This window comes from Paenibacillus tabacirhizosphaerae, assembly GCF_040812395.1.
Taxonomy (GTDB): Bacteria; Bacillota; Bacilli; order Paenibacillales; family NBRC-103111; genus Paenibacillus_E.
This window is the reverse complement of the sequence record NZ_JBFNXH010000006.1, coordinates 59643-79238: the sequence shown is the minus strand read 5'-3', so window position 1 is coordinate 79238 and position 19596 is coordinate 59643. Positions and strand designations below refer to the sequence as shown.

Here is a 19596-nt window from a genome sequence, read left to right as displayed (position 1 = left end):
ATCGCTTACAATGCTAGAGACGAACACAAACCGCCATACAGGAGAGACGAAAATGAGTGAACAACTGCCTCAATCTATGATTATTTGCGATCGCTCACGGGATGCCGAGCCGCGCGATATCTTATACGCTTTTGCATTGGAAGAACTTTTATGCCGGTCAATCGGTCTTGGTGCTCCGCCAATCCTTCATATATGGAGGCATCCGCGGGCATTCGTGATGGGTCTTCGCGACAGCAGGCTGCCGCAAGCTTCGGCAGCAGACCGCTGGCTCCGTGAACAAGGGTATGACACCGCTGTGCGGAATTCCGGGGGAGCTGCGGTGCCCCTGGATTCAGGCGTGGTGAACCTATCCCTGCTGCTTCCCAAAACCGCGGGGGATATGGAGCATCGCAAAGATTTTGAACGTATGGTGACCTTGATCCGGGAAGTTATGAATAAGCTGACGAATCGAATTGATCAAGGCGAAATCGTCGGTTCTTTCTGTCCTGGGGAGTTTGACCTTTCTGTAGGAGGGCGCAAATTTTGCGGAATTGCCCAGCGCAGGCAGCAGCATGCCATCGCCGTACAAGCTTTCGTTATTGTAGAGGGCGTTGGCGAGGAGAAGGCGTCACTGGCGAGAGATTTTTATACGCGGGCTGCGAGCTTAGGGTCAGCCTCTCACGACTATCCAATCGTTGCTCCCGGAAGCATGGCGAGCTTATCTGAGTGCTTAGCCGTCCCCCTTACCGCAAAACAATTCATTGCTAATGTGATAGAGGTCATGCAAGCGAGAGGGAGCCATTCAGTTGCCATAGAGGAACTGGAGGCTTTTCCTGAGACAGATCAGATTGAAAGCATGATTAGACTCCTCAGGCAGCGTTACGCGATAAAAGAATAAGAAAGAAGCCCTCGCTTCGTCTTAAGACGAAGTGAAGGCTGTATTCTGTTGACGGGTAATTTATCCTAAAAAGTAGTGCAGGGCAGCATCAAGTTCACCCTGCCAAAACCCCCATAAATGCTTACCGGGCTTCTCTAAATAATGGAGCGCGGTATTTTTGTTTTCCAACAGCTCTTTGGCGGCGCGGTTTTCTCTGACAAAGTCGAAGGTTCCCCGTTCTGTTTTAACCTCAGTTTCATCCAATCCGATCAGCATGTACAGCTCCAGCCACGACAAATCGTCCTCTGCCCTCAAGCGTTCTCTCGTCATATCGAAAAATGCCCCCGACAAGGATATAACGCGACAAAAAAGGCTACGATAATCTAAGGCAAGATGCAGGGAAACTGTGCCGCCTAAAGAATCACCGGCAAGGATGCGTTCCGTTCGATCATTTCGGACCGGATAGCGACTTTCTACATAGGGAAGCAGTTCCTCCGCAAAAAAACGGCAGTACGCATCGTGGCGCTCTCCCTCAGGCGCATATTCTGAAGTGCGAGTGGCGGTATCCACATCAACGCCAACCACAATGACCGGTTCCAAGCCATCATCCAAAATGCATCGGGTTAACGTCGTTGCGATACGGCCGAAGTTGAAGAACTGTTCGCCGTCCTGACAGTAGATGACAGGATAAGATAGCAGCTCGTTATACCCGGGGGGAAGGTAGATACGCAGTGTACGGGTTTCACCGAGAATGGATGAAATAAGTTCATCTTTCACGACGGTTCTTTTGTAATAACGTGAGTTATCCAAGGGGGATTCCTCCTAATAAAAGGTTAGGTGTATTATAGCAGTTGTTAATTTTCAGTTAACTGTATTATACATTTTCTGAAACTGTACTATTCAAGTTATGCAAATAACCTCATATTCTTAAAGGATACTGGTGTACAATTCACAAAAACAGGTTTATAATAATACTATAACAGAAGTGAAGCTAGCAGGCATTAAAATCATATACGAGGTGAAATGGTATGAGTAAGCCACTTGTCAGCCAAGCAAATTATGAAGTGACCACAGAGAAGGTTGAGCCTTTACAGGTTCTTGCTCCAGACGGCACTGTAGTCAATCCCGACAAAATGCCAAAACTTAGCGATGATCAATTAAAAGAGTTAATGAGAAGAATGGTTTTCACGCGCGTTTGGGACGAGAGAGCAGTTAATCTCGGTCGTCAAGGTCGACTTGGCTTCTACGCTCCGGTATCCGGACAAGAAGCATCGATGATCGGTAGTGAATTCGCATTAAATAAAGATGACTTTATCTGCCCGGGTTACCGTGATATGCCGCAGCTCGTTTGGCACGGACTTCCGATGTACCAGGCATTCTTATATTCCCGCGGACACCAACATGGCGGTCAAATTCCGCAAGACGTGCACGTGCTTATGCCGCAAATCATCATCGGCGCACAAGTTCTTCATGCAACTGGAGTAGCTATGGCGTTCAAAAAACGCAACCAACCACGTGTAGCAATTACTTACACAGGCGACGGTGGAAGCTCCGAAGGCGATTTCTATGAAGGCATGAACTTCGCAGGATCCTTCAAGCTGCCTGTCATTTATTTTGTACAAAATAATGGTTACGCGATTACGACGCCTTATGCCAAACAAACAGGGGCGCTTTCCGTTGCCCACAAATCTGTTGCAGCTGGTATCAAAGGTGTTCAAGTTGACGGAATGGACGTTCTGGCTGTTGTTCAGGCAGTTACAGAAGCTGCCGAAAGAGGGCGTAAAGGCGAAGGCGCTACGTTGATCGAAGCTTTAACTTACCGTTACCGTCCGCATTCCATGGCGGATGATACGACTAAATACCGCACTAAAGACGAAGAGGCGGAGTGGGAGCCAAAAGATCCGCTTACGCGCATGCGTTTGTTCCTTACCAAAAAAGGGCTATGGAGCGAAGAAGAAGAAGCTCGCGTGAAAGAAGAAGCGAAAGCGACTGTAGCTGAGCACATCAAAAAAGCCGAAGAAACTGAGAAAATGACAGTTTCCGGTCTCATCGATTCCATGTTTGAAACGACACCAGCGCATCTAGAAGAACAGAAGCAGGCTTTTAAATAAGTTTATACACGAAGATTATGCTTACGAAGCAAGTTTTCTTGCGAAAACTATTAGGAGGCACGGATAGTCATGGCACAAATGACGATGATTCAAGCGATAAAAGACGCAATGCGCGTCGAATTGGAAAGAGATCCAAACGTAATTTTGTTCGGGGAAGACGTAGGTAATGTAGGCGGCGTATTCCGTGCTACAGAAGGCTTGCAAAAGGAGTTCGGCGAAGAACGCGTATTCGATACGCCTCTTGCGGAGTCCGCGATCGGCGGCCTTGCAGTAGGTCTTGGCATTCAAGGCTTTCGCCCTATCGCTGAAATTCAATTCGTAGGTTTCATTTATGAAGCTCTCGATCAAATTTGCGTACAAGCGGCTCGTATGCGTTATCGTTCCGGCGGTCGTTATAATTCGCCAATCGTATTCCGCACACCTTTCGGCGGCGGTGTTAAAGCGGCTGAGCTGCATACGGATGCACTCGAAGGTCTGCTTGTTCAAACGCCAGGTATCAAAGTAGTTGTTCCTTCCAATCCTTATGATGCAAAAGGCTTGCTCATCTCCGCAATTCGCGACAATGACCCTGTCTTCTTTATGGAGCATTTGAACTTATACCGCGCATTCCGCGCTGAAGTGCCAGAAGGCGAATATACGATTGAGATCGGTAAAGCAAACGTTGTTCGTGAAGGCTCTGACGTTACCATTATTACTTATGGCGCTATGGTTCACACATCGGTGAAAGCGGCTGAGGAAATCGAAAAAACGCAAGGCGTAAAAGCTGAGGTTATCGATCTTCGTACGCTGATTCCACTCGATATTGAAACGATTGTCGCATCGATCAAGAAAACAAACCGTGCAATTATCGTCCAAGAAGCGCAAAAAACATCCGGTGTCGCTGCCGAAGTTATTGCTCAAATTAACGAGAAAGCGATTCTGCACCTGGAAGCTCCAGTTCTGCGTATTGCTCCGCCAGATACCATTTATCCGTTCGCGCAAATCGAAGATGCTTGGCTGCCTAGTCCGGCAAGTGTCATCGCAGGCATTAAACAAGTTCTTGAATTCTAATCGACGCATGAAACAAGGGGGTTATACACGTGGCATTGTTTGAATACAAGTTCCCTGAGCTTGGTGAAGGCATACATGAAGGCGAGATCGTAAAGCTCTTGGTCAAAGCGGGTGACACCGTCACCGATGAAACCATTCTTATGGAAGTTCAGAATGATAAAGCGGTCGTTGAAGTTCCTTGCCCAGTTGAAGGTAAGGTCGTTGACGTAAAAGTGAAAGAAGGCCAAATCTGCAACGTCGGCGAGCTTGTGATGACGATTGAAGTAACAGGCGAACTGCCTGCGGAATCGATTCACGGCGGCGGCAGCAGCCACGTCGCACCTTCTGCGCCGGCTCCAACTGCTGCTGTCACAGCGGTAGCAGCACCGGCACCTACAGCAGCGCCTGTGGCAGCTGCTGTACCGGCAGCCGCCACAGGCGCGGCAAGAGAAGTGCTTGCGACGCCTAGCGTGCGCAAGCTGGCAAGAGAGCAAGGCATCACCCTCGCAGAGGTGACGCCAACAGGCAAGCACGGCCGCGTGACACGCGAGGACGTGCTTGGCTTTAACGGTGCCGCTCCGGCCGCGGCACCAACTGCAGCGCCAGCTGCGGCAGCTGCTGGCGAAGCGACGCCTGCCGCGGCAGCGCAGCAGGTCGTCGTCGGCGATCGCGTCGAAGAACGGATTCCGTTCAAAGGAATCCGCAAAATTATCGCGAACGCGATGGTCAAATCCGTATACACGGCTCCGCACGTGACATTGATGGACGAGATCGACGTAACGGCATTAGTCGCTCTGCGTGAGCGCACGAAGCCGCTTGCTGAGAAAAAAGGCGTGAAATTGACTTACTTGCCTTTCATCGTGAAAGCATTGGTTGCGGCTTGCCGTCAATTCCCGGTAATGAACGCAATGATCGACGAAGAGAAACAAGAGATCGTCTACAAAAAGTACTACAACATCGGTATTGCAACAGATACAGAAAACGGCTTGCTCGTTCCTGTTATTCATGACGCAGACCGTAAAAACGTATGGTCGATTGCTTCTTCCATTAAAGACCTTGCCGTCCGCGGACGCGATGGCAAATTGGCTCCGAACGAGCTGAAAGGCAGCACGATCTCCATTACGAATATTGGTTCTGTAGGCGGCATGTTCTTCACACCAGTAATCAACTTCCCTGAAGTTGCGATTCTGGGTGCGGGCCGCATTACCGAGAAACCTGTCGTGAAAAATGGACAAATCGTAGCCGCTTCGGTTATGGCGCTTTCACTGAGCTTTGACCACCGTATCGTGGACGGAGCGACAGCGCAGAGCTTCCTGAACTACATCAAGCAGCTTCTGGCTGATCCTGAGCTTCTCGTTTTGGAGGTGTAACAGTATGGTAGTTGGAGATGCTTCTTTAGATATTGACGTGTTGGTCATTGGTGCAGGTCCTGGCGGCTACGTAGCCGCCATCCGCGCCGCGCAACTGGGCAAAAGCGTTTTGATTGTTGATAAATCCGAATGGGGCGGCGTGTGTTTGAACCGCGGCTGTATCCCATCCAAAGCTTTGATCTCTGCTGCACACACCTACGAACACGCTCAACATGCCGACAGCATGGGGATTTCGGTAGAGAACGTGAAGGTCGACTTCGCGAAAGTGCAAGAGTGGAAAAGTGGTATCGTGAAAAAACAAACAGGTGGCGTTAGCGGGCTGCTTAAAGGCAACAAAGTTCAAATGTTCCAAGGCGAAGCGATGTTCATCAATGAGCACGAAGCACGTGTGTTTAACGATCAAGAAGCGCCGCGCTACCGTTTCCAACACTGTATTATTGCGACGGGCTCCCGTCCGATCGAGCTGAAAGCATTCCCTTACGGCGGCAGAATTATTTCTTCCACGGAGGCGCTGAACCTGCCTGAGATTCCGAAAAGCATGGTCGTTATCGGCGGCGGCTATATCGGAATCGAGCTAGGTCAAACGTTCGCGAAGTTCGGTACGAAAGTAACGGTGCTTGAGGGCTCTGATCATGTACTGCCAGGCTTCGAGAAGGAAATGACGAAGCTTGTAGCCCGCAACCTGGAGAAAATCGGCGTTGAGGTTCATACAGAAGCGTTGGCGCAATCCAGCACGAAAAATGAGAATGATGTTACGGTTACTTTCACTGTAAAAGGTGAAGAGAAGCAAGTAACAGCGGATTACGTTCTTGTTACTGTGGGTCGTCGTCCTAACACGGATGGTGAGCTTGGTCTCGATCTGATTAACCTGAAAATGACGGATCGCGGCATGATCGAAGTTGACAACCAAGGCAGAACAAACATTCCGCACATTTTCGCAATTGGCGATATTGTTCCAGGTCTTGCGCTTGCGCACAAAGCTTCTTATGAGGCGAAAGTGGCAGCGGAAGCGATTGCTGGCCATTCCAGCATTGTGGATTACAAAGCGATGCCAGCGGTTGTTTTCTCCGATCCTGAAATTGCAAGTGTAGGTCTGAATGAAACCGAAGCGAAAGCGCAAGGCTATAACGTGACGATCGGTAAATTCCCTTACGCGGCAAACGGCCGGGCTAATTCCTTGAATGCCGGTCAAGGCTTCGTGAAGTTAGTCGGGGACAAAGAAACAGGTCAGCTGCTAGGCGGTCAAGTCGTGGGTCCAGAAGCTTCCAACCTGATCGGCGAGCTTGCGCTTGCGATTGAAATGGCTGCTAACCTCGAGGACATCGCGCTTACTATTCATGCACATCCAACATTAACTGAAATGGTTATGGACGCTGCTGAAGGCGCGCTGGGCCACCCGATTCATCAGCTCGGCAAATAAGATAGTTCCACTGGTTTCATCACCTTTAGATAAAAAGTCCCGAGAGCCTTGGCGTTATGCCGCTCTACGGGACTTTAATTTTTTATGCCCTGTTAGTCTTTGATCATTGGATTCTTCATGCCCCGCGACAGCTTGTCTACCGTTTTGGCAACCCGCCCGCTGCGGGTTTCTTCGCGTTTGGCGTCTGTAATCCAGCGTACATATTCTTTGCGGTTCGTGTACGACAAAGTTTCGTAGAAGATCTGTGCTTCCGGGTTCGTGCGGAAAGCTTCAGCGAGATCTTCCGGTATGGTCACAGTCTTGTCGGCTGCGGCGGATGACGAGTTCTCGGTATTTGCGTTTCGGCCGGATGCGCGCTCGCTGCGTGATGACTTCACCAAGCCTATGGGGCGAAATCGCATAGCCGACCAGGTCTCATCAATCGATACGAGTGCTACACCCTCGTAGTGGAGGTCGGTCACTGTCTGCCAGCCAGAATCACGGTTGATATCCGTCTTGATTTTGCCAGTACCCTTTGGGTAGTTGATCCAAAGCATTCCCGTTGGCTCCACAGCTTGGATCGCTTGCGGGGTCAGACTCTGGACCTCGGCAATATGATGAACGAAGACCTGAACGAAATCGTAGGTCAGTTTACGATCTGGTTGTTTAGTTACGACTACACCCTCAGGCAGCGGGTGCAGCTTTTCGATGTAACCTTCTGGAGCGTTGATGATCAGTGCCCGTTTGCAGCCAGCCAGACGCAGCTTTTTAACTAAATCGTTACTCAAGGAAATTCCCTCGCTTCATATGGAAAGATGTTTATACTATGAATTTAGCCATTTTTGTTGGCAAAATCAATCATAAAGTCAGCGAGTGCCTGGCATGCTTCAACAGGAACACCGTTATACGCAGAAGCTCGGAGACCGCCGACGCTTCGATGGCCGGCAAGACCCTCAAAGCCATTGGCTTCGGATTGCTTGACGAAATGGCGCTCAAGCTCATCACTTTTCATCCGCCACGTAATATTCATATCGGATCGATCTTTATGTTCGATACTCCCTTTGTAAAAACCCTCGCTAGCATCGATTACATCATATAAAAGCTTAGCTTTAGCCGCATTTTTACGCTCTAGTTGCTCCACGCCGCCTTGTTGTACAGTCCATTTCAGAACCAAATTCATCATATAGATGGCATGGACTGGAGGGGTGTTGAAGAGCGATTTATTTTTCGCAAAAGTCTCATATCGCAATATTTCCGGAATAGTCCGGGATGCTTGTTTCAGCCATTCTTCGCGGATAATTGCCACCGTAACACCGGCTGGGCCCAGATTTTTCTGAGCGCCTGCATAGATCATGGCAAAACGGCTCAGGTCCAGCTTTCTGCTTAACATATCACTGGTCAGGTCGGCGACGAGGGGGATGTTTCCTACTTCGGGTATTGCCGTATAGCGCGAACCTTCAATTGTATTGTTAAGCGTAATATGCACATAAGCGGAGTCAGGAGCAAGGTCTGTTTTATCGAAATTGGGAATATTCCGCCAATTCTGATCCTTCGAGCTTGCGGCTATATGCGTGCGCCCCAGATAAGCTGCTTCTTTATAAGCTTTGTCGGCAAAACTTCCGGTCAGCGCGTAGTTCGCGGTCTGATTGGCATGCAAAAAGTTAAGCGGCAAAAGGGCAAACTGTGTGCTCGCTCCTCCACCCATGAAGAGCACCTCATAGCCGGTTGGGAGATCTAGAAGCTGGAGAAGAAGCTGCTGTGTTTCATGGTTAAGTTCTTCAACAGTTTTACTTCGGTGCGACATTTCCATGAGAGAAATGCCTTTACCTTCATAATCTACAAACTGTTCTTGCGCTTGCTCCAATACTTCCAGAGGCAGTGCCGCTGGTCCAGGGTTAAAATTGTACAATCGTTTCGTCATTTCTGATTCCTCCCGTGTGTGGTTTGGCCAAAAAACACAAAAAACGCCCTCATCCGATTGGGACGAGGAGCGTTTGCTCGCGGTGCCACCCAATTTAAGAAACGTTCGGTTGAACGCTTCTCCACTTGGTTCCGCGATAACGGGCGGTGCCGGTTAACTTAGAAATGACCGAATCTGCGCAGTCTTTCTTAGCGAAAACGCCTCCGAGTTGGATTCTCTTCATAGGCATAATCGAGTATGGATGTTGAATAGAAGTATATGCCGATTTTGGCAAAAGGTCAATAGCATTGGAAAAGTGATAAATGTGTTATTTCACCGTTTTATTATAAGCGGCAATTTTCTCTGTAATGCTTTTCGCAGCTCCATCGAGCGCGTCTTTCGGCGCTTTTTTGCCAGTCAGTGCTTCTTCAATGGCAGTTTCTACGATTTGACGGGCTTCCGGGAATACACCCATGACAGCGCCTTGTGTTGCTTTGCTCGGTTTGGTTGCGTGCAATTGGTCAATCGCCGTTTGGAACTGAGGATATTTAGCAAGGTTATCCTTCACAAGCTGCTCGTCGTATGCTTTTTTCGTAATTGGGAAGTAGCCCGTGTTCACGTGCCACCAAGCTTGCGTTTGCGGATTCGTCAGGAATTTAATGAACTCCCACGCGCCTTTTTGCTCAGCTTCGGATTTGTTGTTAAGGATGTACAAGCTAGCGCCACCGACAACGACACCGCCTTCTTTTGAATCAGCAGGTTTGGGCAGGAACGCAGTACCGACTTGGAATTTGCCTTCAGTACCTGCCACGATACCGCGCAGAGCAGCTGTAGAATCCAAGGTCATGGCAACTTGACCGGCTAAGAAAGCTTTCTTCGTATCATCGGTTTTGCGGCCCAGGTTGGCAGAAGTCTTGTTATCGACCATTTGCTTCCACCATGTCAATGTTTTAACGCCAGCCTCGTTATTTACAACTGATTCTGTAGCTGAAGCTGTGCGTCCATTTCCGTTATTGAGGTACTCGACGCCTTGATTGGCGAAAAATTGCTCCATGAACCAGCCGTAAATCGCGAAGGAGGAACCTAATTTTCCGTCTTTACTAAGTGCTTGGGAAGCTTTGGCTACATCTTCGTAAGTAGTTGGCGGCTTCTCTGGATCAAGACCTGCGGCTTTGAACATGTCTTTGTTATAGTACAGAATCGGATTGGATGTATTGAAAGGCATGGAATAAAGCTTGTTATCGAACTTATAATAGTTCAAAATATTGTCTTCCAGTTGGGAAAGATCGAATTTGTCAGCGTCGACAAAGGTTTGAACAGGTGTAATTGCCTTGGAATCGATCATGAAGCGGGAGCCGATTTCGTAAACCTGAATGAGCGAAGGGCCGCTTTTGGTATCCATCGAAGCTTTCATTTTGTTTAAGCTCTCGTCGTACGTGCCTTGGAATACAGCTTCGACTTGAACATCTTTATGAGAGGCGTTGAAATCTGCGACAAGCTTGTCCACGGCTTTCCCAAGCTCTCCACTCATGGAGTGCCACCAGATGACTTTGACCGGTTCGCTCGATTTCTTCGTATCGGCGGTTTTCGCTTCAGCGGACGGACTTGCTGCCGGTGAAGCGGATGAGCCGGAGGTTGTCTTTTCAGTTGAGCCGCAAGCGCTAGTGAGCATCATGACGAGTGCAGTCATAGCGATGACAGAGCTTCTCATTTTCAAGGATTTCATTTTTTTCTCTCCCTTTATGTATTCATTATTTATGGTGATCCGTTCCGGTATGATACCGCAACAGAGGAGCCATCGAACAAGTGGCGACTAACCCTTTAACGCACCTGCGGTTAAACCGCGCACGAGCTGCTTCAGTCCAAACACGAGAAGAAGCAGCGAAGGCAGCAGAACGAGCGCTACGCCCGTCAATACCAAGTTCCATACGGTGAGTTCTTCAAATTGAAGCATGGCGATACCGATTTGAGCCGTTCGTTTGTCAACGCTATTGGTGACTAGCAGCGGCCACAAGTACATATTCCATGCGTTCAGGAATGCATAGACCGCCAAAGTCGCTAGTGCAGGACGTGAAAGAGGCAGTACGATACGGAAGAAGCAGCGGATATGGCCGCATCCGTCCAGCTTTGCTGCTTCAAACAGCTCGCGAGGCAGTTGAAGGAAAAATTGGCGCAGAAGAAACGTTCCAAACGCTGACGCAAGAAAGGGCACTGTCAGGCCCTGCAGGCTGTCAAGCCAACCCCATTTTTTCACAGTCAAATAGTTGGGAATGATTGTTACTTCCCAAGGAACCATCATAGTGGCCATGAAGATAGCGAAGATGACTGCTTTTCCTTTAAACGAAATATTGGCAAAAGCGTAGGCGGCCATGCTGGCCGTAAGCAATTGTCCGATCATGATGATCGAGGAAACGATGAAGCTGTTTGAAATAAAGGTGCCGATCGGAACCAGCTTCAAGACCGCACTGATGCTTCCTATGTAAAGGCCGGTTGGCCAGAGGCGGGGCGGGTAAGATGACGCTTCCGCGGGCGTCATGAAAACGGATGTGAAGGTATAAAAAATGGGATAAAGGATCAGTGCGGCGAAAATGATCAAGAGGACATAAACAAGCGTGTTTTGGATGCGATTGCTCATTGATAGTGTACATTCCTTTCAAATGCTTTAAATTGTACAACAGTCAGTATGAGAATGAGGACGAAGAGCACTAAGGCTTGGGCGCTCCCTATGCCGAATCGGTAATTAATGAATGCGTCTTGATAAATGGAGTAGACGATGAATTGAGTGGAGTTAGCAGGACCGCCTCTGGTCAAAATGTGAATCTGGCCGAAAGACTGAAATGCGCCAATGATCGAGACAATGGTTACAAAAAATATAGTTGGAGATACGAGCGGCATAATAATTTGCACAAACGTCCGAATAGGGCCTGCGCCATCGATTTTGGCGCTATCGTAGATGTCATCGGGTACTCCCTGAAGGCCGCTGAGCAAGACAATGTAATTGAAGCCGAGATTCATCCAAATGGTCATCATAGAGATAGAGAACAGTGCCCATCTTGGGTCGGTCAGCCAAGCAACGGGTCCTATGCCGAGCAGGCTAAGCATGTAATTGAGCATGCCGACACTGGGGTGGAACAGCATCATCCAAATGACTGCCGAGGTACTGACGGATAGAACTACAGGCAAAGAGAAAATGAATTGGAAAATTCGCATGCCTTTCAAGTGATTATGGGTCAAGGCGGCGAGCAGGAGAGCCAAAACGATTCCGGTTGGTACAGTGAGCAGGGTGAATGCGCCTGTGACCTCGAGACTTTTATAAAAGCGTTCGGAGGTGAAAATAGCAGTGAAATTGTCGAGTCCGACATAACCTGCGATCCTACCGCGAGGATCGGTTTCATTAACGCTAAGATAAATGCTTTGAAAGAGTGGGTAGAAAAGGAAAATGGCAAATAGAACAAGTGAAGGTGCCAAGAACATAAAACCAAGCAGCGATTCCGTCCACTTCTGGGCAGAGAGCGTGTTGATTTTGTGATGCAGCTTGCCAGATGGTTTGGCAGACGCAGTAAGCGGTAAATCTCTTTCCAGCGTATTCATAGGTAAATCCTCCACAATATTATTAGACTCCTACTAATCGTTCTCAATCATATAGAAGTTGTATTTGACCGAGATTAAATAGACATGAATAAATTGTTGATTTTATTGAAGGTCTTTACAAAATTACCATTTAACCTTTCGAATGTTCACTGGGCACAATTGGTTGAATTCATCTATAATTTGAGCATACAGAAAGAAATCATGTTGGGAGTGTTGACGATGAATAGGCTAAAACCGATCGTAATTGGACACAGAGGGGCAGCAGGCGAGGCGCCAGAAAATACGCTAGCTTCTTTTGCGCTTGCACTTGAGCAAGGGGCTGAAGGCATTGAACTGGATGTACATATATCCAAAGACGGAAAGATTGTCGTCTGTCACGATCATACGCTGGATCGGACGACTAATGGCTCCGGGCTAATATGCGAACAGACCATGGATGAGATTGGACGGTTGGATGCAGGGGCCTGGTTCTCGGATGCATTCCGCGGGGAGCAGGTGCCTCTTCTGCGCGAGGTTTTTGATTTGGTACCGGCGGGGATCCTGATCAACGTGGAAGTGAAGCATGCTTACGAAGGCCGCATGGAACATGCGCTGCTCGCTTTTCTTCGCGAGAGAGGCAGAATGGAGGACGTGGTCATCTCGTCGTTCGATCACAAAGTCATTCGCCGCATCAAGCAAGCGGAGCCGGCCGTTAAAGTAGGGCTGCTGTACGCGGCTAACTTAATCGATCATGCGGCGTATACGCAATTGATGGGCATTGAAGTGTTCTCTCTGCATCCTCACTTTCACTCCATTGATCAAGGCGATGTGGATGGTGCAGCGGCAGCGGAGTTAGCGGTGTACCCTTACACGGTCAATCATGTGCAGGATTACAAGCGGATGATTGCCTGCGGGGTGACGGGGATTATTACGGATTTCCCGGGACGGCTGAGGGAGCTCATGGAAACAAAATGAAATTTTCTTTGACCCAAATAATAATGCTAACATTATTATTGTGTTAGCATTATTTTACTTTAATTAAATAATTTACTTGCAAAAAATAATAATTTGGAGTTATTATGGGATTATATTACAGGTAATTGAATGATATTGTTAGGATAACAATTATTAGTCATCTGGGGGATGTGACATCTTGTTCTTTGATAACGCTTCCATATCTCTTGTAAGGAGGGGGAACTTTGTTAGTAGTGAATAAACAAAGATTTTGTAAAGAGGACTTCTCTTCAAGGATTTCTTATCTGGGGAGATTAGCCGAACTTTCGCGACCGGAAGGTAGGGTCTACGCCGTTTGCCTCAAAGAATCTTTTGATCTTATTGTTTTCGTCCAATACTTACAAGAACGATCGGGTTCCATTTTGCTGATTCATCCAGATACCCCGCTGGAAACGGCCAAAGAACTTGCCATTCGTTCAAATTGTCACTATTTAATCTATGGAAACGTGGAATTCATTATTGAAATCGACAAGAATCAACCCTTTCATCCCCCATCGTTAATGCAGTTCAGCTCAGGTACGACCGGCAAGTCTAAGCTGGTGTCGCGTGAGTGGCATGAGATCGGAATTGAAATCGAAAACTATAACCGAGCCCTCTCAGCCTCTTCGGATGAGAAAGCTGTCATTCTCGTTCCGGTTTCACATTCATTCGGCTTGATAGCGGGCGTTCTGGCCAGTATGCAGAGAGATGCAGAGCCGATAGTTGTGCAGAGTCCCAATCCCAAGTTTGCTCTCCAATTGATTCGATCGACGCCAAAATCGATTATCTACGCTGTTCCATTTCTGTATCACTTACTAAATTCGTTTGGGAAAGAGGAACTAGCCTACCACAAGCTTATTAGTTCAGGAGCGCCTTTGACGGATGCATTGCTTTCACAGCTAAAGCCCAAATCGCATGAGGTTTGGCAGCAATACGGATGTACGGAGGTTGGATGCATTTCCTTGGGTAAGCTTGACTCCGTATCTTCTGATGTAGGTCGGCCGCTCAACCATTTGCAAGTTACTCTATCGCCAAGCGCCTCGCATCCGACCTTAAACGAGATCGTCGTTCAGGTAGGCAGTAATCGCATTCATACCAATGATGCGGGGGAAATTGCTGAATCAGGGGAGCTGCACGTGTGGGGCAGGATGGATGATGTGATTAATGTATCTGGGCTCAAAGTCTTCCCTTCTGAACTGGAAAATACAATAGGCCGTATGCAGGGGATTAAAGAGGTTGTTGTTCACAAAATGCCTCACAAAGTATGGGGGGAGGCCGTCAAAGCGCAGGTGATCGTCTCTGACGGGATAGGACCACTTGAAATTAAAAATTGGTGCATGGCTCATCTGCCAGCCTATAAAGTGCCAAGCATTATTGAAATCGTTCGGGAGATTCCGAAGCTGCCATCGGGCAAAGTGAGCCGAACTTTATTATTCGAGCAAGAAAGGACCTCATAACATGGAGAAAAATACGATTTTAAGCACCCTTGACTCTATTATTAGGGAAAAATTACAAATGCAGCTTTCTCATGAGTTACGTGATACTGATCGTATCTATGAGGACTTGCATATTGATTCTATTATGGTCCTTCAACTGTTGGTTTACATTGAAGAGGCATTCGAAATCTCCATTCCGGAAGAGGATGTAGACTCAGCGTTATTTAAAACGGTGGGCTCGCTGATATGGTTTATCAAGGAGATTCAAAACGAACAGAAGAGCAATGAAAGTGCTTCGTACCGGGGAGAGTGATTTCAGATGAAAATAGGCCATAGTAGCGAAGAGATAGTTTACGCTATAAAACAAAAAATTTCCTCCATTACGCAGCAAGTTGAAACTAACTTTCAAACGGATGTTCCACTTCGTGAACTAGGTGTCGACTCCGTGAAAACTATTAATTTGATTGTTCAACTTGAACAGCAGTTTGGCATCAGGTTTGAAGATGAGGAATTAATGTTAGACAACTCCAGAACGATAGAGAAGTTGGCTAAGCATATCTTGAACAAGCTATTTGAAAAATGACTTCGTTTTATCCAAATTTAATTGCGAACAGGAGGGAAAATGATAGAAGCAGCAACCAGACATCGTATTGGTTACATAGGGGGAGAACCCGTTAGGGTGAATGAACGAATTATCGATGGCCAGTGGATACAGTACCTGGGAGAGTATACAGAACTCGTGAAAATCCCTTCATTTAGCTTCTTTAAGCTATTCGGAGGCACGATAGAAAATTGGATAAAAGGATTCCCGGATTCGCTAATGGATTTGTCGAAGAGATTGGCGGACTTATGCGAGCGGTATCAGATTCGGACCTTGTATCTTAATTTACCGGTCATCATGCCTTATTTGCTTATGGCCAGAAGCAGTTCGGGATTGGATTTGGGGTTTCTATTCCTGGCTCATTCGGTGGGTTCTGAGTTTTGGATTAGAAAGTGGATAGGTTGCGCGCCCTGGTTGTCCGAGCGGGATGTGCTGCTTTGCAGTACGGAATCCAGCAAACAAGCGCTGCTTCGTATCTCAGACAACTACCGGCTGGCGCATCTAATTCCACTGAGTATCGCGATGGGGGATTTTGATATTCCCGGGAGTGAATCCGTTAATCGACAGGGGAAACACCTTCTTGCGATAGGCCGGATTGAAGATGTGAAAAATATTCACGTTCTTTTGAAAGGCTTTAAAACCATTTGCTCGAAAGTGCCGAATGTTCGCTTATCCATTGCAGGCGAGTACACAGGGCAATCGGACCACCAAAAACAGCAGTACAAGCATCTATTAGAGACTATGGTTAACGAGCTGGAACTTCACAATCAAGTGGTGTTTGTTGGTGCGGTTGAAGGCGAAGTGAAGGAAGAGCTTTTTCGAAGAGCTGATTTGCTAGTGAATTTGTCCACCGATCCTGGAGAGACATTCGGATATAATCTGGTCGAAGCCAAAGTATGGGGGCTTCCTGTTGTTTGTACGAATTGGGACGGGTTCCGGGAAGTAGTCTTACATGGGGAAGACGGCTTTCTTGTGGATTGTCATTGGGAGCAGCAGGTGCCCCGCATTCAGATCGACCAATTTATTGACTATACCGTTCAATTACTTCTGGATAAGCGCAAAAGGCAACAATTTTCCAGACGTGCCGTTGAGGCCGCACAGCACTACAATTATAAACGAATTACTCCGCTTATTGTGTCAGCGGTCGAAGAGTCATCCCGCAAATCAGTATGCACACAGTTGAACACAGATGAACTTGCAACTTCTACGCCTTCTGACTTGCTGCAAATTTATCATACCGAGAACTTAAAGCAATTCTCATTTCATAGTCAATCGCTTCTGACGATAATGTCGGATACTTCCAGTGAATCCTTATCCGAATGGATGCATTTGGTCAAACCGGTCATTCAACATTTTGCGAATAAAATCTAAGTTTATCCAATGAAAAACAGGGGTGAAACCATGGATGCAAGTTCATTGACGAGCTTTTTCCGTGAAACTGCCAGGGACGATCGGGGATTTTATTTTGCGGACTCCTCGCTGGGAGAAAAACCGTTTATCAGTTATGCGGCCATGTTTGAACAGGCACAGCAGATTGCCGGCTCATTAAAATCATTGGGTCTTCGGCATCGCTTCCTTGCAGCAATTTGGATGGACCAGACACCGGATTGCTTTCAGGCATTTATAGCCGTTGTACTGGCAGGAGGTGTGCCGGTTCCTTTGCATGCTGCTGCCAAATGGGAAGAAGTTAGAGAAGTCATTCACAAAGTAGAAGCAGAGGCTCTGCTGACTTCTCCGCATAGATTTTTACATGTAGAACCTGTGTTGCGCTCAAATGTATCTACAAGATTTATAGATGGGGCAACCGGTAAGTTGTTGGAGAGCGACTACGGAGACATTCCGTTAAGCAGGCGATATGTTCCTCCTGAGGAGACCGCTGTTCTGTTTATGACCTCCGGGACAACGGGGGAGCCGAAGGGAATCATGTTAAGTGATCTTAATCTGCTTACTAATGCCAGCGCGATTCAAGAATATTTAAATCTCGATAGCACGGACAACATATTGTTGTCCAAATCGTTTGGTTACTGTTCAACCCACACGAGTGAGTGGTTCGTAGCCTTAATAGCGGGTGCCAATTTATTTATACCTGCCTCAATCCCTCATCCCCTATATTTTGTTAAATATATTCGGGATTCTGAGATTACCTTTATGTGTACGGTTCCATCTGTGGTTATCCCCCTTATACGGTCGGAATCACAGCCATTAACGAATCTCACAAGCTTGAAGAAGATCATTATTGTCGGTGGGCAAATGCCTCCGAACCTGCTCTTACGACTCCAAGAACAAATGCCATGGGCGCTCATTAGCCCTGGATATGGATTGACGGAAGCTTCTCCGCGCGTGTCCTACCTTCCGCCAAGCGATCTGAGAAGCAGGCCAGACTCCGTGGGCATTCCCATTTCTGGCGTTTCCATTTCGATTTATCGGGAAGGGCAGCCTGTGGGTCGCGATGAGGTTGGAGAAGTCGTGGTAAATGGGCCGGGTGTTATGCTGGGCTACTATGAAGATCATACGCGAACAGATGCTGTTCTGCAGCACTATGGCTTGCGTACGGCAGACATCGGCTACTTGGACAAGGAAGATTACCTTTATGTGCAAGGCCGCAGCGACAACGCTCTCAATGTAGGGGGAAATATGGTGTACCCCGAAGCGATCGAAAAAATACTTGTAACCCATCCTTCTGTAAAGGAAGTAGCCGTTACAGGACGCCCGAACCCCGTTTGGGGCCAGCTTCCTCTCGCTTTTGTTGTACTCGAAATATCCAAGGCAAGTGTTGAAATAACAAAAGACGAGCTATACAAGTTCTGTCAAAAAAGATTTTCCGGCGCACAACGTCCAGCAGATATTGTCATTGTAGAGAAATTGCCCAAAACCAGAAGCGAAAAAATAAATAGAGATCTTTTAAAATTAATGGCAAGGGAGACGGCACATGTCGATTGAAATGGAACAAGAAATTCAAAATAAAGTGTTCATCATGCTTTCCGGCGTTTGCAAACTGAGCATTGAGGACATACACATAGATGCGAATTTGGTAGACGATCTTGGCTTGGATTCTATTCGATTTTTAGAGTTAATGGCAGAAATTGAAGAAACATTTTCATTTCAATTGGAAGTGGAAGATTTGCACCCTGAATTATTTCAAACCGTTTTATCCGTAGTGCGTTTTATTCGTAAAAGGACAGATCAGCTATGAACCCTATTGCGACGGATGATCGATTGGAACATTTAGTAACGGAATTGGTCCATGCATACCCTTTTTATCGTAAATGGGCGAACGAAAACATGAAGTTTCAGGATTTACCCATCATCGATAAATCTATTGTGAACGAACATCGGGAGTCATTGCAGCTATCTTCTGAAGCAGCTTTAATAGAATCGTTTACATCGGGTAGTACCGGCGTCCCTTTTCGATGTGTGAAAACGCCTGAGGAGAAAATGGAATTATCCATGGCGATCCATCGGCACCGGCGAAAGTGGGGACTCCCATTACGCCATGAATCCGTGATTATAGGCAGCTCATTGTATGCAAATCAACGAATGGTCGCACAGTACGCGAGCCAAATTGCGAACACGCATCCTCACATGATCCAAGGGCGATGTTCGGCGATTTATAGAATAGCGGAATATTTTGCTGCACAGCATGTAGCCATCCCCAAAAACTTGTTATTCATTCAAAACTGGGGCGAGATCATACAACCAGCGCAAAAGAAACGAATCGAAGAAATTTTTCAAGTACCGGTCCTTAATTACTACGGTTTGGAAGAAGTTTGGCTTATAGCATTCTCCAATGATGCAGGCTTTTTGGAAGTTGACGATCAAGTGGCCCACGTGGAAGTTATTGATCCCAAAACCAGTATGCCCGTGGCGGAAGGGGAAATCGGCGATATTTTGGTTACCTCATTTGTGATGAAAAGCATACCGTTCGTTCGTTATCGAACCGGGGATGTGGGACGGGTGTATGTTGATCCCGTAAGCGGGAAGAAAATCTTGGATTTATTGCCTTTTCGCGCTAATCAAATAAAACTCGCAGACCGTACGGTGGATGCATCCATTTTCCGATATCTCGATCAGTTCTATCATCAGCTATCCATCGAACAAGGGGTCAAGCAATTTCAATTGATACAAGAATCGTTTACATCGTTCCGTTTATTAATTGTCGCCAATCGAAGAAATGATGCCGGCTTAGCCATGGCTGCGGATCAATTGGAATTGCTTTTAAGGCAGTGCCTCTTTTCTGAAGATGTAACGATTGCCATTGATTGTGTAGATGAAATTCCGCCTCACCCCGTCAGCGGTAAATTCCATCCATTTGTATGCCAGGTTTCCTAGGA

19 protein-coding genes are annotated in these 19596 nt (G+C 47.3%); 13 read left to right on the top strand and 6 right to left on the bottom strand.

The window, feature by feature from the left end; all coding sequences use genetic code 11:
• Nucleotides 1–52: 52 nt before the first annotated feature.
• On the top strand, nucleotides 53–877 hold the full coding sequence (locus ABRS97_RS12845; RefSeq protein ID WP_367814404.1) for a lipoate--protein ligase family protein: 825 nt from the start codon (nucleotides 53–55) through the stop codon (nucleotides 875–877).
• Nucleotides 878–937: 60 nt separating this feature from the next.
• Here the strand turns inward: ABRS97_RS12845 and ABRS97_RS12840 are convergent, their stop codons facing one another.
• Entirely contained in the window at nucleotides 938–1666 is a 729-nt protein-coding gene (locus ABRS97_RS12840) for an alpha/beta hydrolase (RefSeq protein ID WP_367814403.1), read from the bottom strand.
• A gap of 218 nt (nucleotides 1667–1884) precedes the next feature.
• On the opposite strand from ABRS97_RS12840, the gene pdhA reads away from it, so the two are divergent.
• The 4 genes from pdhA (at nucleotide 1885) to lpdA (ending at nucleotide 6786) form a co-directional block, all read left to right on the top strand.
• Entirely contained in the window at nucleotides 1885–2967 is a 1083-nt protein-coding gene (gene pdhA / locus ABRS97_RS12835; RefSeq protein WP_367814402.1) for a pyruvate dehydrogenase (acetyl-transferring) E1 component subunit alpha, read from the top strand.
• Nucleotides 2968–3036: 69 nt separating this feature from the next.
• A complete protein-coding gene (locus ABRS97_RS12830) occupies nucleotides 3037–4017 on the top strand; it encodes an alpha-ketoacid dehydrogenase subunit beta (protein ID WP_367814400.1) in 981 nt (326 codons plus the stop codon).
• Nucleotides 4018–4046: 29 nt separating this feature from the next.
• On the top strand, nucleotides 4047–5366 hold the full coding sequence (locus tag ABRS97_RS12825; RefSeq protein WP_367814398.1) for a dihydrolipoamide acetyltransferase family protein: 1320 nt from the start codon (nucleotides 4047–4049) through the stop codon (nucleotides 5364–5366).
• A 4-nt stretch (nucleotides 5367–5370) separates the two neighbouring features.
• Nucleotides 5371–6786 (top strand): dihydrolipoyl dehydrogenase, encoded by a 1416-nt coding sequence (lpdA, locus tag ABRS97_RS12820; protein WP_367814396.1) that lies wholly within the window; start codon nucleotides 5371–5373, stop codon nucleotides 6784–6786.
• 92 nt (nucleotides 6787–6878) lie between these two features.
• On the opposite strand, the gene ABRS97_RS12815 is transcribed toward lpdA, so the two are convergent.
• The 5 genes from ABRS97_RS12815 to ABRS97_RS12795 form a co-directional block, all read right to left on the bottom strand.
• The gene (locus tag ABRS97_RS12815) at nucleotides 6879–7553 is read right to left on the bottom strand and encodes a YdeI/OmpD-associated family protein (RefSeq protein WP_367814394.1); all 675 of its coding nucleotides are present in this window, start codon (nucleotides 7551–7553) and stop codon (nucleotides 6879–6881) included.
• Nucleotides 7554–7597: 44 nt separating this feature from the next.
• Nucleotides 7598–8686, bottom strand: coding sequence for a 3-phosphoserine/phosphohydroxythreonine transaminase (gene serC, locus ABRS97_RS12810; RefSeq protein ID WP_367814392.1), 1089 nt, complete (start codon nucleotides 8684–8686; stop codon nucleotides 7598–7600).
• A gap of 307 nt (nucleotides 8687–8993) precedes the next feature.
• The gene (locus ABRS97_RS12805; protein ID WP_367814391.1) at nucleotides 8994–10391 is read right to left on the bottom strand and encodes an ABC transporter substrate-binding protein; all 1398 of its coding nucleotides are present in this window, start codon (nucleotides 10389–10391) and stop codon (nucleotides 8994–8996) included.
• Between the two features lie 87 nt (nucleotides 10392–10478).
• The gene (locus ABRS97_RS12800; protein WP_367814389.1) at nucleotides 10479–11300 is read right to left on the bottom strand and encodes a carbohydrate ABC transporter permease; all 822 of its coding nucleotides are present in this window, start codon (nucleotides 11298–11300) and stop codon (nucleotides 10479–10481) included.
• Nucleotides 11297–12256: a carbohydrate ABC transporter permease gene (locus tag ABRS97_RS12795; RefSeq protein WP_367814387.1), complete on the bottom strand. Its 960-nt coding sequence runs from the start codon at nucleotides 12254–12256 to the stop codon at nucleotides 11297–11299. Before ABRS97_RS12795 ends, ABRS97_RS12800 begins: the two co-directional genes overlap by 4 nt.
• A 219-nt stretch (nucleotides 12257–12475) precedes the next feature.
• On the opposite strand from ABRS97_RS12795, the gene ABRS97_RS12790 reads away from it, so the two are divergent.
• From ABRS97_RS12790 to ABRS97_RS12755, 8 genes are all read left to right on the top strand, one after another.
• On the top strand, nucleotides 12476–13210 hold the full coding sequence (locus tag ABRS97_RS12790; protein WP_367814385.1) for a glycerophosphodiester phosphodiesterase: 735 nt from the start codon (nucleotides 12476–12478) through the stop codon (nucleotides 13208–13210).
• Nucleotides 13211–13443: 233 nt separating this feature from the next.
• Complete coding sequence (locus ABRS97_RS12785) at nucleotides 13444–14685, top strand: AMP-binding protein (RefSeq protein ID WP_367814879.1); 1242 nt, start codon at nucleotides 13444–13446, stop codon at nucleotides 14683–14685.
• A 1-nt stretch (nucleotide 14686) separates the two neighbouring features.
• Complete coding sequence (locus ABRS97_RS12780; RefSeq protein WP_367814383.1) at nucleotides 14687–14977, top strand: phosphopantetheine-binding protein; 291 nt, start codon at nucleotides 14687–14689, stop codon at nucleotides 14975–14977.
• A 6-nt stretch (nucleotides 14978–14983) separates the two neighbouring features.
• Nucleotides 14984–15247 (top strand): acyl carrier protein, encoded by a 264-nt coding sequence (locus ABRS97_RS12775; RefSeq protein WP_367814381.1) that lies wholly within the window; start codon nucleotides 14984–14986, stop codon nucleotides 15245–15247.
• A gap of 39 nt (nucleotides 15248–15286) precedes the next feature.
• A complete protein-coding gene (locus ABRS97_RS12770; protein ID WP_367814379.1) occupies nucleotides 15287–16636 on the top strand; it encodes a glycosyltransferase in 1350 nt (449 codons plus the stop codon).
• A gap of 30 nt (nucleotides 16637–16666) precedes the next feature.
• The gene (locus tag ABRS97_RS12765; RefSeq protein WP_367814378.1) at nucleotides 16667–18205 is read left to right on the top strand and encodes a class I adenylate-forming enzyme family protein; all 1539 of its coding nucleotides are present in this window, start codon (nucleotides 16667–16669) and stop codon (nucleotides 18203–18205) included.
• Entirely contained in the window at nucleotides 18195–18458 is a 264-nt protein-coding gene (locus tag ABRS97_RS12760) for an acyl carrier protein (RefSeq protein WP_367814376.1), read from the top strand. The genes ABRS97_RS12765 and ABRS97_RS12760 overlap by 11 nt, the downstream gene beginning before the upstream one ends.
• On the top strand, nucleotides 18455–19594 hold the full coding sequence (locus ABRS97_RS12755; protein ID WP_367814375.1) for a hypothetical protein: 1140 nt from the start codon (nucleotides 18455–18457) through the stop codon (nucleotides 19592–19594). Before ABRS97_RS12760 ends, ABRS97_RS12755 begins: the two co-directional genes overlap by 4 nt.
• Nucleotides 19595–19596: the final 2 nt, after the last annotated feature.

Coding starts and splice junctions, on each gene's coding strand:
- ABRS97_RS12800 (WP_367814389.1), bottom strand. CDS start 11,300: ATGAGCAATCGCATCCAAAACACGCTTGTTTATGTCCTCTTGATCATT.
- serC (WP_367814392.1), bottom strand. CDS start 8,686: ATGACGAAACGATTGTACAATTTTAACCCTGGACCAGCGGCACTGCCT.
- ABRS97_RS12790 (WP_367814385.1), top strand. CDS start 12,476: ATGAATAGGCTAAAACCGATCGTAATTGGACACAGAGGGGCAGCAGGC.
- ABRS97_RS12805 (WP_367814391.1), bottom strand. CDS start 10,391: ATGAAATCCTTGAAAATGAGAAGCTCTGTCATCGCTATGACTGCACTC.
- ABRS97_RS12830 (WP_367814400.1), top strand. CDS start 3,037: ATGGCACAAATGACGATGATTCAAGCGATAAAAGACGCAATGCGCGTC.
- ABRS97_RS12770 (WP_367814379.1), top strand. CDS start 15,287: ATGATAGAAGCAGCAACCAGACATCGTATTGGTTACATAGGGGGAGAA.
- ABRS97_RS12780 (WP_367814383.1), top strand. CDS start 14,687: ATGGAGAAAAATACGATTTTAAGCACCCTTGACTCTATTATTAGGGAA.
- ABRS97_RS12775 (WP_367814381.1), top strand. CDS start 14,984: ATGAAAATAGGCCATAGTAGCGAAGAGATAGTTTACGCTATAAAACAA.
- ABRS97_RS12845 (WP_367814404.1), top strand. CDS start 53: ATGAGTGAACAACTGCCTCAATCTATGATTATTTGCGATCGCTCACGG.
- ABRS97_RS12760 (WP_367814376.1), top strand. CDS start 18,195: ATGTCGATTGAAATGGAACAAGAAATTCAAAATAAAGTGTTCATCATG.
- lpdA (WP_367814396.1), top strand. CDS start 5,371: ATGGTAGTTGGAGATGCTTCTTTAGATATTGACGTGTTGGTCATTGGT.
- ABRS97_RS12765 (WP_367814378.1), top strand. CDS start 16,667: ATGGATGCAAGTTCATTGACGAGCTTTTTCCGTGAAACTGCCAGGGAC.
- pdhA (WP_367814402.1), top strand. CDS start 1,885: ATGAGTAAGCCACTTGTCAGCCAAGCAAATTATGAAGTGACCACAGAG.
- ABRS97_RS12755 (WP_367814375.1), top strand. CDS start 18,455: ATGAACCCTATTGCGACGGATGATCGATTGGAACATTTAGTAACGGAA.
- ABRS97_RS12795 (WP_367814387.1), bottom strand. CDS start 12,256: ATGAATACGCTGGAAAGAGATTTACCGCTTACTGCGTCTGCCAAACCA.